The organism is Vreelandella neptunia, from assembly GCF_000712975.1.
GTDB lineage: Bacteria > Pseudomonadota > Gammaproteobacteria > Pseudomonadales > Halomonadaceae > Vreelandella > Vreelandella qaidamensis.
Genome location: NZ_JHQL01000003.1, coordinates 708,204 through 722,637 on the forward strand (window position 1 = coordinate 708,204; position 14,434 = coordinate 722,637).

The window sequence follows — 14,434 nt, forward strand, 5'->3', positions numbered from 1 at the left end:
ACCCACGACAATCTCATTGCCACGTAACAGAACAGGATTAGACATGCGCAGCCATTATTGCGGCCAGCTTAACGAAACTTTGGTGGAACAAACGGTCACTGTCTGCGGTTGGGTTCATCGCCGCCGTGATCATGGTGGGGTCATCTTTCTAGATATGCGCGATCGCGATGGCATCGCTCAGTTCGTTGTCGACCCTGACACCGCCGAAGCATTTGCTAATGCTGACCGTGCTCGCAGTGAGTACGTACTTCGTATTACTGGCCGTGTCCGGCTGCGCCCTGAAGGAACGCAAAACCCCAATATGCCAACGGGCATGATTGAGGTATTAGCTAAAGAGGTGGAAGTACTCAACACTGCTGCCACACCCCCTTTTCAGCTGGATGAACATAACAAAGTAGGCGAGGAAGTTCGCTTAAAGCATCGTTATATCGATCTTCGTCGTCCGGATATGATTGAGAAGCTACGCTTGCGTTCGCGTATTTCTCATAACGTTCGCGCCTATTTGGAAAACCAAGGCTTCTTGGATATCGAGACGCCGGTATTAACTCGCGCAACGCCCGAAGGTGCCCGCGACTACCTAGTTCCTAGCCGAACTCATGCAGGCAGCTTCTTTGCACTACCACAGTCACCACAGTTGTTTAAGCAGCTGTTAATGGTGGCTGGTTTTGACCGCTACTACCAAATAGCAAAATGTTTCCGTGATGAAGATTTGCGCGCTGACCGTCAGCCCGAATTCACGCAAATTGATATCGAAGCCTCTTTTGTCGAAGAAAACGACATCATGGGCATTACCGAAGCCATGATTCGTCAACTCTTCCAAGAAGTGATGAGCGTTGAGCTGCCTGAGTTTCCACGCATGACGTGGCAAGAAGCCATGGATCGCTTTGGTTCTGATAAGCCGGATCTACGCATTCCGCTAGAGTTGACCGATGTTGACGATCTGATGAAGCAGGTTGACTTCAAGGTTTTCTCAGGTCCAGCAAGTGCTGAAGATGGCCGTGTAGCGGCATTGAAAGTGCCCGGTGGTGCCAAACTGTCGCGTAAAGAAATCGATGAATACACTAAGTTCGTTGGTATTTACGGTGCAAAAGGCCTGGCATGGATTAAAGTCAATGAGCGCGCAAAAGGGCTTGAGGGTCTGCAGTCGCCGATTGTTAAGTTCATGGAAAACATCGTTGAAGAGCTGCTTGATCGGGTCGGAGCTGAAGATGGAGACATCATTTTCTTCGGTGCCGACAAAGCGCGCATCGTCAATGAGGCAATTGGTGCATTACGCGTCAAGTTAGGTGCCGACCTTGAGCTTTACACCCAGGCGTGGGCACCGTTATGGGTTGTTGATTTCCCGATGTTTGAAGCGGATGACAACGGTCGTCTTAGCCCGCTACACCATCCGTTCACAGCCCCTTCTTGCTCGCCAGAAGCGCTGAAAGCTGACCCTGCAAGCGCACTTTCACGCGCTTACGATATGGTGCTTAACGGTACCGAGCTAGGCGGTGGTTCCATTCGTATTCACGATCAAACCATGCAGAGCACAGTGTTTGAAATTTTGGGAATTGGCCAAGAAGAAGCGCAAGAAAAATTTGGCTTCTTGCTGGATGCACTCCAGTATGGCGCACCTCCCCATGGCGGCCTAGCGTTCGGTTTAGATCGCCTAGTCATGCTGATGGCCGGCGCTAAGACAATTCGTGAAGTCATTGCCTTCCCGAAAACCCAAAGTGCCGGCTGCTTAATGACCGACGCACCGGGTGAAGTCAGCGCAGACCAGTTGAAAGACCTAAATATCCGCCTGCGCCAAAAAGCAAAAGCAGAAACCACCAGCGAATAATTGCTCGGCTCTGCTTGTCGTTCAGTAACGAATGGTTCAGCAACAATTAGGTCAATGATGAGTAGTTCAGCACCGACGTTTAGGCGTCGGTGTTTTTGTTTGAACAGCTCGCAATTATAGGAAAGGTGACATGGATGAAAAGCAGCCCGCCCCTGCGATTAGAATTTTGGGTATCGATCCAGGGTCGCGTATCACAGGCTATGGTGTCATCGATTTAGTGGGTGTTAAGCCTCATTATGTCTCCAGTGGCTGTATTAGAACCACCGATGGCCCTTTAGAGCAGCGCTTAGCGCAAATTTATGCAGGCTTGAGCGAAGTGGTCGGGTTACATCGACCCAATACAGTGGCAATTGAGCGCGTCTTTATGGCTAAAAACCCTGATTCAGCGCTGAAGCTTGGTCAAGCACGGGGCACAGCACTTGTTTGCATTGCGAATCACGGCTTAAACATTGCGGAATACGCAGCAAGACAGATCAAACAAGCCGTTACAGGTCAGGGCGGTGCGGATAAAAGCCAAGTTCAGCATATGGTAACCGCCATTCTCCAGCTATCATCAACGCCACAGGCTGACGCTGCAGACGCGCTAGCAATCGCGCTTACCCATGCCTACGCTGGGCATGGTCTTTTACCAGTATCGTCTACTGCTAGAGGTGGCCGTAGGCGCAGTACCGGTCGATGGCGGCTTTAGCCGTCTACTGGTCATTTGTACAGAGTGTCTTTATAGTAAATAACAGCTTTTTATTATTGTGAGCGTGCTTATGATCGGTCGTATCAATGGTTTTTTATTAGAAAAGCATCCCCCTTGGATAGTAGTAGATGTACATGGCGTCGGTTACGAGCTAGAAGCCTCCATGAACACATTAATAGCGCTCCCTGCTGTGGGAGAGAGCGTATCTATGTATACGCACCTTACGATTCGTGATGATGCCCATTTGCTTTACGGTTTCGGGCGTGAGCAAGAGCGCGCATTGTTTCGGGCCTTAATTAAAGTCAACGGCGTAGGGCCTAAACTAGCATTAGCCATCCTTTCTGGTATGGACGAAGCCGCGTTTATGCGCTGTATCCGTGACGACGATAGCAAAGCACTGACGAAACTTCCTGGCGTTGGTAAAAAAACCGCAGAGCGGTTAATTATTGAAATGCGTGATCGCTTCCCTGAATGGGAAAACGGGGCGGATGCGCCCCTAGCTTTAGAAGCGACCAATGGTGAACCTGCTCCACGCGACACACTGGCAGATGCAGAAGCTGCCCTGGTAAGTTTGGGCTATAAGCTCACTGAAGCATCAAAGATGTTGGCTGATATCAACCCTAAGCAGTCAACAGAGGCAATTATTAAAGCCGCGCTGACCAAACGCATGGCTGGGTAACAACGTAGGTTATTTCATGGAACGACGGATAGTGCGCACCTTATGTTAGAACATGACCGATTAATTGCAGCACAGCCCGAGCACGGGGAAGGGCGTATTGATCATGCGATTCGTCCTAAACATCTCAAGGATTATATTGGGCAACCACGCGTACGTGAGCAGCTCGAAATCTTCATGGGGGCTGCAAAACTACGTCAGGAAAGCCTAGATCATACCTTGGTCTTTGGCCCACCAGGGCTTGGTAAAACAACGCTTGCTAATATTATTGCTACTGAGATGGGGGTAGGGCTGAAATCAACTTCTGGCCCCGTGCTTGAGCGTGCAGGTGATTTGGCAGCCATGCTGACAAATCTAGAACCCGGTGATGTACTGTTTATTGATGAAATTCATCGCCTGTCCCCTGTGGTAGAGGAAGTACTGTACCCGGCGATGGAAGATTTTCAGTTAGACATTATGATTGGCGAAGGGCCAGCAGCCCGGTCAATCAAGCTCGATTTGCCTCGTTTTACCTTGGTGGGCGCGACAACGCGCGCAGGCCTACTAACTTCCCCCCTACGTGACCGCTTTGGCATTGTGCAGCGGCTGGAGTTTTACAATCTCGAAGAACTTACTGAGATTGTCACGCGCTCGGCTCGCTTGCTTGGTGTAGAAACCAGCTATGAAGGAGCAGTAGAAGTCGCACGACGCTCAAGAGGGACCCCTCGTATCGCCAATAGACTGCTGCGTCGGGTGCGTGACTACGCAGAAATAAAGGGCAATGGCATCGTTGATGTAACGCTCGCCGATGCAGCCCTTAATATGCTAAATGTCGATCACCATGGGCTGGATCATATGGATCGGCGCCTTTTACTGGCAATGATCGATAAATTTGATGGCGGCCCTGTCGGGGTAGATTCGATTTCAGCGGCTATCAGTGAAGAGCGCGGCACCATTGAAGATGTCATCGAGCCTTACTTGATCCAGCAAGGACTAATGATGCGCACACCAAGAGGACGTGTAGTGACGCGACAAGCATGGTTACACTTCAATAAAACGCCTCACGAGAATGCTATTGACCCAGAGGGAGAGCGTCGCCCATGAAAAATGGGGCCACGATGTCGGTGAGAGTATATATGGAAGATACTGACGCCGGCGGAATTGTCTACTACGTTAACTATTTGAAGTTTATGGAACGTGCTCGTAGTGAGTGGTTGCGTACATTAGGGCTTAATCAGCAAACGTTACTAGACGCAGGTACCCAGCTAGTGGTATATCGCCTAGCCTGCCACTACAGCAAGCCAGCTCGCTTAGATGACTCGCTTATTGTCAGCACAACTGTTGAGAGTGTTGGCAAATGCCGCATGACTTTTTTACAGCAAGTTCAGCGAGATGAGGAACTCTTATGCGCTGCTACAGTCGAGATAGCCTGCCTGTGCGCAGACAAGATGCGGCCTAAGGCATGGCCACAAGCATTGAAAGCACTTAGATGATTCATTTTAGGCGAACGCTGATAACTTGCGTAAATCTATGAAGTAGTGCGATGTAGCGCGCTACCTCATTACCTTTAGACACCACCACTGTTCGGAACTTCCGACGCTAATAGCTTGACGAGGGTAACTGTGAACGATAACACCATGTCTATTCCCCACTTGATAATGAGTGCCAGCACGGTTGTTCAGCTGGTGATGTTGCTGCTGGTGGTGGGTTCAATCCTCTCATGGGTGGTTATTTTCCAACGTAGCATTGCCCTACGTAGGGCAAAACAGGAATACAACCAATTTGAAGAATCGTTTTGGTCGGGGGTCGATTTAAACGAGCTGTATCGAGAAATTCCCGCGGATGACCCGCACTATGGTGCAGAACATATCTTTCAGGCAGGCTTCCGTGAATTTAATCGCTTAATGCCAAAAACACGTAACCCCGACACAATCTTGGAAGGTGTGCAGCGTAGTATGCGCGTTGCCTGGTCTCGAGAAGAAGATCGCCTAACTCAGCACTTGGTGTTTCTTGCCACCGTCGCGTCAGCGAGCCCTTACATTGGCTTGTTTGGCACGGTGTGGGGAATCATGGGTTCCTTTCAATCCCTTTCGATGACACAACAAGCTACGCTGGCTACCGTTGCCCCGTGGATTGCTGAGGCGCTAATCGCAACAGCAATGGGTCTTTTTGCAGCTATCCCAGCGGTGATTTTCTATAACCGCCTATCTAATGATGCTGCACGCTTGCTGGGTAAGTACGAAGACTTTGCCGAGGAATTTCACGCCATTTTGCATCGTAATTTGCAAGGCCGTGAAAGTAAGTCCAGCGCTAGCTAAGGGAGTACGCTATGCAAGGCCCGTTTAATCGTAGCGGCAATAAAAAGCCGATGGCGGAAATTAACGTAGTGCCCTTCATTGATGTCATGCTGGTTTTGCTGGTGATCTTCATGATTACCGCACCGATGCTGACGCAAGGGGTACAAGTAGACCTTCCACAAGTCACCTCAGAGCCGATTGAAAGCCAAGAAGAAAGTGACCCAATCATCATTTCAGTTGATCGAGAGGGTGGTTATTTCATTACGTTAGGTGAAGACTCAACGTCTGTTTCGCTTGAACAAATGTCCGAACGGGTAGTAGCAATATTGCAGCGTCGACCTGGCACGCCAGTCATGGTGCGTGGTGACCGCAATGTGCCTTATGGACAAATAGTGTTATTGATGAGCACACTACAACGTTCAGGTGTTGCTAATGTAGGGCTGTTATCTGAGCCACCACAAGATGGTTAAAGGTAGCGCGCAAATGGCAGTTAAACCACCACGTGACCCGCAGGATGTTGGCTATACTTGGCCTACCGTTCTAGCGGTTGCAGTGCATCTATTAGTAGTGTTTTTTAGTTTAGTGAGTTTGCCAAGCTCTACAACAGAACCAGACTCTTCGTCTATTGTGCAAGCTACCTTCGTCAGTACTGAGACATTTACCGATCAGGCCCAGCAGGCAACGGAGCAACAGGCTGCACTTAATAGTTCGAGTGAACCTGACGAAGCTGAACCAGCGCCTGAACCTGATACAAGTGAACAAGAAGCCTTACAACAGCAAGCCGATGAAGCTGCTGCGAGAGAAGAGGCTCAAGCGCAGGCAGAAGAGCAAGCACGCGAGCTTCAAGAGGCTCAAGCTCAGGCCGAAGCTGAAGCGCAGCGAAGGGCAGAAGAAGCCCAGCGTCTAGCCGAACAGCAAGAGGTAGAAGCTCAAGCTCGGGAAGACGCTCAACGTGAAGCTGAGGCAGAAGCCCAGCGCCAGCGTGAAGCCGAGGCAGAAGCCCAGCGCCAACGTGAAGCCGAGGCAGAAGCCCAGCGCCAGCGTGAAGCTGAGGCAGAAGCCCAGCGCCAACGTGAAGCTGAGGCAGAAGCCCAGCGCCAGCGTGAAGCCGAGGCAGAAGCCCAGCGCCAACGTGAAGCCGAGGCAGAAGCCCAACGCCAGCGTGAAGCTGAGGCAGAAGCCCAACGCCAGCGTGAAGCCGAGGCAGCTAGGCAGCGTCAGCTAGAAGGGGAAGCTCAGGCTGCCGCTAATGCCCAGCAGGCTCAGCAAGCCGCGAATAGTTTTATTAATATTGTGCGTCGTGCGGTAGAGCAAGCATGGTTAATTCCAGCGGGAGCTAGTGACACGATGAGTGCTACGATTCAAGTAAGGCTTGGCCCGTCAGGAGAAGTCCTTTTAACTACTATCGCCTCATCGAGCGGTGATAGCGCCTTTGACCGATCTGCGATGCAGGCCGTAGAACACGCTGCACCGTTCAGCGAGCTGAGGGACTTGCCCGCAGAGCAGCAGCGCAATTTACGTCAATTTAATCTGCGATTTACCCCGGGGGATGTTCGCTGATGCAAACCATAAGCAAAGTATGGCTATTGTGTGTACTGCTTTTTGTGAGTAGTTACGCAAATGCAAACCTAACGATCGAGATAACACGAGGGAGTGATCAGGCCTTACCGATCGGTGTTGTACCCTTTGCAGGCGGCGACAATATGCCTGAAGACGTCGCTCAAATCATTCAGGATAATCTCGAACGCAGTGGCTTTTTTGCGCCCTTAGAACGCGATGCCATGTTTGATAGGCCAAACCAAGCGGATGACGTTGAATTTGGAACTTGGCGTTCGCTAGACGTGCGATATTTAGTGGTAGGTCGTGCGCAACAAACGGATAGCGGTTATCAGATTCAGTTTGAGCTAATGGATATTAGTGGGCAGCGTCGCATGATTAGTGAAACGGTTACTGCGAGCACAAATGATTTACGTGGAGCCGCACACTATATTAGTGATCAAATTTTTGAAGAGATCACCGATATCCGAGGAGCTTTCTCTACTCGGATTGCCTATGTCACCGCGCAAGGGCTTGGCGATAACATGCAATTTGGCCTGTATGTTGCCGATGCTGATGGGCGTAATAGCCAACAGATACTTACTTCAGACCAGCCGATTATGTCGCCCGCTTGGTCTCCTGATGGTCGTAAGCTTGCTTATGTTTCTTTCGAAACAGAGCGCCCAGCGATCTATATTCAAGATGTCTCGACTGGTCAGCGGGTCCAGGCTACGTCTTTTGAAGGCATTAATGGCGCCCCAACATGGTCACCGGATGGCCGCCGCATCGCGATGTCATTGTCTAAAGATGGACAACCTGAAATTTATATTCTAGATATCAATAATCGCTCGGTAGAACGTATTACTCAAAATAGCAGTATTGATACCGAGCCCGCTTGGGCACCGGATGGGCGTAGTTTACTATTTACCTCTGACCGTAGCGGCGGACCACAAATTTATGAGTATTCACTAGGTAGCGGTGAGGCAAACCGCATAACGTTTACAGGCAACTATAATGCCCGCGCGCGTTACTCTCCTGATGGTGAGTACATCTTTTTGATTCACCGCTCTAGCCGTGGTTATCAAGTTGCACGGCAAGAACGTGATGGAGGACGCCTTGTTGTCATAAGTGAAACAACAAGAGATGAATCTCCTAGTGTTGCCCCGAACGGGACCATGGTAATCTTCGCTACCCAACAGGGTAGCAATGGGGTATTAAGTGCCGTTTCAGCGGATGGCCGCTCGTCATTTAGATTACCCGCAGCGCAGGGTGATGTCCGTGATCCCGCGTGGTCACCTTTTTTAAATTAATTGACGAAAAGTATTAATTTTTTGTTTTCAGGCAAGGAGTCTGATTATGCAACTCAAACCGTTGGCTCGCTCATTGGCAGTAGCGCTATCTATCGTAGTTATCGCTGGCTGTTCCAGCACCGGCGGCACCCAGGACGGTGATTCTTATGGAAGCCAGGATGGCAGCAGCATGGGGTCTAGTACCTCCGGTGCGGGCGCTGGTGGTCAGTATGGCTCCACATCTGGTTCAGGTGCCGGCTCTAATCAACAAGCAGACTCACGCATTCCAGAAGTACGCACCATTTATTTTGATTTTGACCGCGATACAATCAAAAGCGAGTACGAATCAGTAGTGATGGCCCATGCTCGCTACCTACGCGCCAACCCCAGCGCTCAAGTTGTTCTGCATGGTCACACCGACGAGCGTGGTACTCGCGAATACAACATGGCCCTTGGTGAGCGTCGTGCCGGAGCTGTTCAGCGTTTCTTGAATATTCAAGGCGTATCTCCTTCGCAAATGAGCGTGGTGAGCTACGGCGAAGAGCGCCCAGCCGCTAGTGGCCAAGGTGAGAGTGCCTACTCTCAAAACCGTCGCGTTGTCTTTAACTACTGATGGCATTGGTGTACCTAGTGCTGAACATTAAGTACGCGTTATTAGGCGCTAGGTACGCTAACTAAGTAATGATTGGAGTCATCATGAATCACAGTCTCAAACGTTATTTTGAGAGGCTGTGCGGTGCGGGAGCCATAGTGCTCCCGCTGTCCGTATTGCCCCTGACGGCCTTTGGTCAGCAGCCCCTCGTTCAAGATTTATCCAGCGGTTCGAGTGGCTTTTATCAGCAAACTCAACGTCAGGAATCATCTGGCGGAAACCTTGTATTGTTTAATCAAGTACAAGAGCATCAGAAGGAAATTCAGCAACTACGTGGCCAGATCGAAGAACTACGGCATCAGCTAGAGCAGCTTCGTCGACAATCCCAGCAACAGTACCTAGACATTGAAGATCGCTTAATGAATAGCGCTTCAAATCAAATTGAGCAATCCACACCGGAAGTAGAGCCAGAAGCAGCTGAGCAAGTAGTCAATGCTCCTTCTAGCCGTAACGTCAGTGAAGATGCTCAGGCTGACTATCAGGCGGCCTTCGCCCATGTTCAAGCACGTCAATTTGAAGATGCTATCGATGCGTTCAAAGCTTTTGTCAGCGATCATCCCGACAGTAGTTTGACGGCTAACGGTTATTACTGGCTGGGTGAGCTCTATGCGGCGGAAGGCGAACTTAGCGCAGCTGATGCGTCGTTTAGTCGCGTCATTGAGCAGTACAACGGTAGTAGCAAAGTGCCCGACGCGCTCTATAAACTGGGGTTAGTGAAAGCACGCCAAGGCGAGGCTGAACGCAGCCGTGAATTGCTGGAACAAGTACGTGATGATTATCCGCAGAGTAGCGCTGCAGGGCTTGCAAATGACTTTTTACGTCAGTCTGCAGGATAATATTGATTACACTTTCGCATCAAGGAAACCTCATGAGCTGCAAAATCGACTATCAACCAGCGTCCAATCTTTTGGAAAACCGCGTCGTGTTGGTAACCGGTGCGGGTGATGGTATTGGACGTGCTGCGGCACTTAGCTACGCCCGTCATGGGGCAACTGTAATACTGCTTGGCCGTACAATTGCAAAACTTGAACGTGTTTATGATGAAATTGAAGCAGAAGGTGGGCCTCAGCCCGCAATTTTTCCGCTCAATTTTGAAGGTGCAACGCTTAAAGACTTCCACGACATGGCTGAAACCCTCGATAAGGAATTTGGTCGTTTAGATGGGTTGCTTCATAACGCTGGCTTACTGGGAAGAATTACCCCTTTTGAGCAATACAACCCAGAGCTGTGGGAGCAAGTCATGCAGGTCAATATCAATGGACCTATTTGGATGACCCAAGCGTTGTTGCCACTGCTTCAGCAGTCAAAAGATGCCTCTGTCATTTTCACTTCATCAAGCGTTGGGCGAAAAGGCCGAGCTTATTGGGGGGCGTACTCAGTGTCCAAGTTCGCCACTGAAGGCTTCGTGGAAGTGCTTGCTGACGAACTTGATAACCAGTCAACTGTAAGGGTTAACACCCTAAACCCAGGTGCAACACGTACTCAAATGCGTCGCACTGCTTATCCTGGTGAAGACCCTCTTACTCTGCGTACTCCCGAAGAGATAATGCCCACCTACTTATGGTTGATGGGTCCTGATAGTGCCGGCACCAGTGGTCAAAAATTTGATGCTCAACCACCACGTGCATGAGCGTACGCTTCCCATAGCTTTTTGACACACAGCTTTTTGATACACAGTTTTTTGATACATAGCTTTTGACGTGCCGCTTGTCGATGTTCTACGCATTTTCATCAAATAACGTTGCCCAATAACCCTACCGATGAAAGGCCGTTAGGGCATCGACTAAGTCTTTACAGGTTTCAAACCATAAGTCAGCTGGCCACTGATGGTAATCGTCTTCCTCACTGATATACCCGTACCCAACTGCGACAGCCGTCATTCCCGCTGCTTTTGCCGCCTCAATATCACGGATATGGTCACCAACGTACCAACACGCTTGCGGCGCCACGTTAAGCCTGCGCGCAGCTTCCCACAGAGGTTCAGGGGCAGGTTTTTTAACCGCAAGATCATCCGCACATAAAAGCGCACCTGGGGTCAGTGCCAAGGCTTCAAGCAGTGGAAGGGTATAGCGCCGAGGCTTGTTCGTTACAATTCCCCATAAGCGTGATTCGGCATGCCAGCGGACGAGCCATTGATCAAGGGGTTCAAATAGTCGACTGTGGACAGCAACGGCCTGTTCGTAAGCATCTAGCAAATACTGGCGCGCTGTATCATGCTCAGTAGAACCACTTTCGATACCAATAGCCAGGGTAACTAAGGCGCTACCCCCATTAGATACTTGACCACGTATTTGGCTGTAAGGCAGGGATACCAGACCATGATGCCGTCTCAATGCATTTGTCGCTTCAGCAAGGTCTGGGGCTGTGTCAACGAGAGTTCCGTCTAGATCAAACAGTATGGCTTCAGGGAGAGACGTTGACATTTATTGACTCGCTTTACGGCAATACATCATATAGTTAACCGACACATCATTAGCTACTAAACGGTAGTGACGAGTTATGGGATTATATGTGAGCCCGGTTTGTTCGTTAATCTCAAGATCGGCAGCTCTTGCCCAAGCAGCCATCTCAGAAGGGCGTATAAATTTCGCATAATCATGGGTGCCACGGGGCAACAGTTTAAGCACGTACTCAGCACCTAAAATCGCAAAAGCATAGGATTTAGGGGTGCGATTTAAGGTCGAGAAGAAAATATATCCCCCTGGACGAACCAGTTTACTGCAAGCGCGGATAACAGATGCCGGGTCTGGGACGTGCTCAAGCATTTCCATACAAGTGACAACATCATAATGCCCTGGCTTTTCTGCTGCTAAGGCTTCAACACTTATCAATCGATAATCTACTGTTACGCCACTTTCTGCAGCATGTAAACGAGCAACACTCAGAGGGGCATCTCCAAGATCAATGCCAGTAACGTTGGCCCCACGATGGGCCATAGACTCGCTTAAGATGCCGCCACCACATCCAACATCCACTACGCGTTTGCCGGCTAGCCCTGCGCGAGCGTCGATAAAATCAAGACGTAAAGGGTTAATCTCATGCAGTGGTTTAAATTCACCCTCTAAGTCCCACCAACGGCTAGCAAGTGCTTCAAATTTAGCAACTTCTGCTGCGTCGACATTGTCGTGGTTGCGATGAGTAGTGCTATCCTGAGATATCGCTTGCATATTCTGACTCCCGTCGTCGTTATGTTGGCATGAAGGTGGCATCCAACCAGCCGTTCAGTATGATGTCATTCTAACCACTCCTGGAGCACAACGCATGAAAAGGAACGCGACATGATTTTTAACCTTCTACTTTCGCGGCTTTTATCTTCTCAGGGAGCGTAATGAATGCAAGTGTTACTCCATGGTAGTGAATTAAGTGCCGCCACCGCCGCCGCTGCATTAGCCTGGGTGGGACATCAAGTTGAGTGGTTGCCTCATAAGAGCGCACCATGGTCAGCGCTTTCAAAGGCAGACTGGCTACGCCGCGAACCCGAATTAATGACTCATATTGATCAGGCGATAGCGGGCGGAACACTTAAGATTATTGACACTCCGGATCAGGCAAGTTCCCCTGATATTGTGTGGCTGGCACTTTCTCCAGACCAGCGTCCAGCGGCTAAACAGCTGCTCAAAATACCTATTTTTGAACACCATCCCGGTGCGGTCTTAATTAATAATTCTACTTTTCCTGTAGGAGAGACAGAAAAGCTGCATGCGCTTATGGGAGCTCAGCACAGTAGTGTTGCTTTACCAGACACGCTTGAAGAAGGACGAGCTTGGATAGCATTTACTCGCCCCACACGTTGGCTTTTGGGCTGTGATGATGCCGTCGGTGAGCAAGTGGCACGTGAACTTTTGCGCGCTTTTAATCGTCGCAATGATGTATTTCAGCGCATGCCTTGTAGAGCTGCTGAGCTCACTAAGCTAGCTATTAATGGCATGCTGGCAACACGCATCAGCTATATGAACGAAATTGCAGGACTGGCAGACACGTTGGGCGTAGATGTCGAGCATGTGCGTCGTGGTATGGGAGCGGACACACGTATTGGCTATGAGTATTTATATCCTGGCTGTGGCTTTGGTGGCCCTAATTTCTCTCGCGATCTGATGCGCTTAGCGGACGTTCAGTCAGCCAGCGGCCGTAATTCGGCGTTATTAGAGCAAGTAATGGACATTAATGAGCAGAAAAAAGAGACCTTGTTCAGGAAATTATGGACATTCTTTGAGGGAGATTTAGCAGGCAAAACGGTTGCTATATGGGGGGCTGCTTTTAAACCTGGCACCACTCGAATCGATCATGCGCCAGTACTCACGCTTCTTGCCGCTTTATGGGCACAAGGAGTAAAGGTAAACCTTCATGATCCAGCGGCAACCCCAGCGCTTCATGAAGCAGTAGGCCAGCGAAATGATCTAACTACGTTTACCAGTGATCCTTACCAAGCATGTGAAGGTGCAGATGCACTGATGTTAGTAACTGAGTGGAAATCTTATTGGAACCCAGACTGGCATCGTTTAGCCTCATTATTGAGCGCTAAGTTAGTATTGGATGGGCGTAATATCTATGATCCAGCCTTCGTAGCTAGCTGTGGCTTAAGGTATAGAGGAATTGGTCGCCGTGCCGACCCTACAACGCATTGAGGAAAAAACATGCCCAATAGCACTGGGTCTTCTCGCATTGTTCCCGATGTGGATCAAAGCTTGACTGCACAACACTTGCGTCATCGCAAGGGGCCTACATTGTGGCCATTGTGGCTATTTATAGTGCTTATCATTATTTCATTAGGTGCCGCAGGGGTAGGTCTTTGGTATGAAAGAGAACGTTTACTAGAGGAGGTTCATCGAGTAAGTGGAGAAGTATCAAACCTACATGCAAGGCTAGACTCAGGTGACACGGATACGCAAGATGCGATAGCCTTTGTACAAGCTCAAATGACAACACTGTTCCAAGAACAGGAGATGCTGGCTGTCGCAGTAACGGACACTCGTGAAGAACTGTATGGGCTTTTAACGTCTAACGAAGAGCTTGTAAATAACGATGCGCTCAGCAGTATTGCAGAGCGTATCAACCAATTAGAAGAGCAGGCAGCACTGCGTGACCAACAACTCGCTGCCATTAGGACGTCGCTTGATGCACTTGAGCAAGCTGGTATTGCTGGGCGCCAAAACCTAGCCGAAGAGGTTACTTACCTCGAAGAGGTGCTATCACAGCGCTTAGCAGCTACTTCAAGCCGATTAGAAGACATTGAGCAGTTGGAAAATGAGAGCACTGAATTGGTAACAAAAGTTACCGCATGGCAAGAAGAGATTGATCAGCGCTTTAGTGAGGTAAACTCAACACTTGAGACTCTAAGCAGTACTGACACTCCAGCAACTGTGGAAGCTCTAGAAGCGCTTGAGCAACAATGGGCACAACAGCTTAACACCTTAGAGAGTGATATCCGTCAAGTGCGGCAAGCTCAGCTGGCATTTAGTGCCCAAATGGAGATGCTCCGCTAGAAATGAAAC

16 protein-coding genes are annotated in these 14,434 nt (G+C 49.8%); 14 read left to right on the forward strand and 2 right to left on the reverse strand.

Annotated features, from left to right (window positions below):
• Positions 1-43: 43 nt before the first annotated feature.
• The 12 genes from aspS to CR46_RS0111410 all read left to right on the forward strand — a co-directional run bounded on the left by aspS (position 44) and on the right by CR46_RS0111410 (position 10,572).
• Entirely contained in the window at positions 44-1,825 is a 1,782-nt protein-coding gene (gene aspS, locus CR46_RS0111355) for an aspartate--tRNA ligase (RefSeq protein WP_030072931.1), read from the forward strand.
• Between the two features lie 130 nt (positions 1,826-1,955).
• Positions 1,956-2,513: a crossover junction endodeoxyribonuclease RuvC gene (gene ruvC, locus CR46_RS0111360; protein ID WP_030072933.1), complete on the forward strand. Its 558-nt coding sequence runs from the start codon at positions 1,956-1,958 to the stop codon at positions 2,511-2,513.
• A 70-nt stretch (positions 2,514-2,583) separates the two neighbouring features.
• On the forward strand, positions 2,584-3,192 hold the full coding sequence (gene ruvA / locus CR46_RS0111365; protein ID WP_030072935.1) for a Holliday junction branch migration protein RuvA: 609 nt from the start codon (positions 2,584-2,586) through the stop codon (positions 3,190-3,192).
• 42 nt (positions 3,193-3,234) lie between these two features.
• Positions 3,235-4,272, forward strand: a complete 1,038-nt coding sequence (gene ruvB, locus CR46_RS0111370) for a Holliday junction branch migration DNA helicase RuvB (RefSeq protein WP_030072937.1) — start codon at positions 3,235-3,237, stop codon at positions 4,270-4,272.
• Entirely contained in the window at positions 4,269-4,661 is a 393-nt protein-coding gene (gene ybgC / locus CR46_RS0111375; protein ID WP_030072941.1) for a tol-pal system-associated acyl-CoA thioesterase, read from the forward strand. The genes ruvB and ybgC overlap by 4 nt, the downstream gene beginning before the upstream one ends.
• Before the next feature lie 144 nt (positions 4,662-4,805).
• The gene (gene tolQ / locus CR46_RS0111380) at positions 4,806-5,486 is read left to right on the forward strand and encodes a protein TolQ (protein WP_232222375.1); all 681 of its coding nucleotides are present in this window, start codon (positions 4,806-4,808) and stop codon (positions 5,484-5,486) included.
• 11 nt (positions 5,487-5,497) lie between these two features.
• Positions 5,498-5,935: a protein TolR gene (tolR, locus tag CR46_RS0111385; protein ID WP_030072945.1), complete on the forward strand. Its 438-nt coding sequence runs from the start codon at positions 5,498-5,500 to the stop codon at positions 5,933-5,935.
• 13 nt (positions 5,936-5,948) lie between these two features.
• Complete coding sequence (gene tolA / locus CR46_RS0111390) at positions 5,949-7,025, forward strand: cell envelope integrity protein TolA (protein ID WP_035536612.1); 1,077 nt, start codon at positions 5,949-5,951, stop codon at positions 7,023-7,025.
• A complete protein-coding gene (gene tolB, locus CR46_RS0111395; RefSeq protein WP_030072949.1) occupies positions 7,025-8,311 on the forward strand; it encodes a Tol-Pal system beta propeller repeat protein TolB in 1,287 nt (428 codons plus the stop codon). Before tolA ends, tolB begins: the two co-directional genes overlap by 1 nt.
• A gap of 46 nt (positions 8,312-8,357) precedes the next feature.
• The gene (gene pal / locus CR46_RS0111400) at positions 8,358-8,903 is read left to right on the forward strand and encodes a peptidoglycan-associated lipoprotein Pal (RefSeq protein ID WP_030072951.1); all 546 of its coding nucleotides are present in this window, start codon (positions 8,358-8,360) and stop codon (positions 8,901-8,903) included.
• Between the two features lie 83 nt (positions 8,904-8,986).
• Entirely contained in the window at positions 8,987-9,778 is a 792-nt protein-coding gene (ybgF, locus tag CR46_RS0111405) for a tol-pal system protein YbgF (protein WP_030072953.1), read from the forward strand.
• A gap of 32 nt (positions 9,779-9,810) precedes the next feature.
• Positions 9,811-10,572, forward strand: coding sequence for a YciK family oxidoreductase (locus CR46_RS0111410; protein ID WP_030072955.1), 762 nt, complete (start codon positions 9,811-9,813; stop codon positions 10,570-10,572).
• A gap of 124 nt (positions 10,573-10,696) precedes the next feature.
• Here CR46_RS0111410 and CR46_RS0111415 read toward each other — a convergent pair whose 3' ends face one another.
• Together CR46_RS0111415 and ubiG are read right to left on the reverse strand one after the other, a co-directional pair.
• The gene (locus tag CR46_RS0111415) at positions 10,697-11,365 is read right to left on the reverse strand and encodes an HAD-IA family hydrolase (protein ID WP_030072957.1); all 669 of its coding nucleotides are present in this window, start codon (positions 11,363-11,365) and stop codon (positions 10,697-10,699) included.
• On the reverse strand, positions 11,366-12,109 hold the full coding sequence (gene ubiG / locus CR46_RS0111420; RefSeq protein ID WP_030072959.1) for a bifunctional 2-polyprenyl-6-hydroxyphenol methylase/3-demethylubiquinol 3-O-methyltransferase UbiG: 744 nt from the start codon (positions 12,107-12,109) through the stop codon (positions 11,366-11,368). It abuts the gene before it with no gap.
• Between the two features lie 165 nt (positions 12,110-12,274).
• On the opposite strand from ubiG, the gene CR46_RS0111425 reads away from it, so the two are divergent.
• Positions 12,275-13,567 (forward strand): nucleotide sugar dehydrogenase, encoded by a 1,293-nt coding sequence (locus tag CR46_RS0111425; protein WP_030072960.1) that lies wholly within the window; start codon positions 12,275-12,277, stop codon positions 13,565-13,567.
• Positions 13,568-13,576: 9 nt separating this feature from the next.
• Positions 13,577-14,425, forward strand: a complete 849-nt coding sequence (locus tag CR46_RS0111430; protein WP_030072962.1) for a hypothetical protein — start codon at positions 13,577-13,579, stop codon at positions 14,423-14,425.
• Positions 14,426-14,434: the final 9 nt, after the last annotated feature.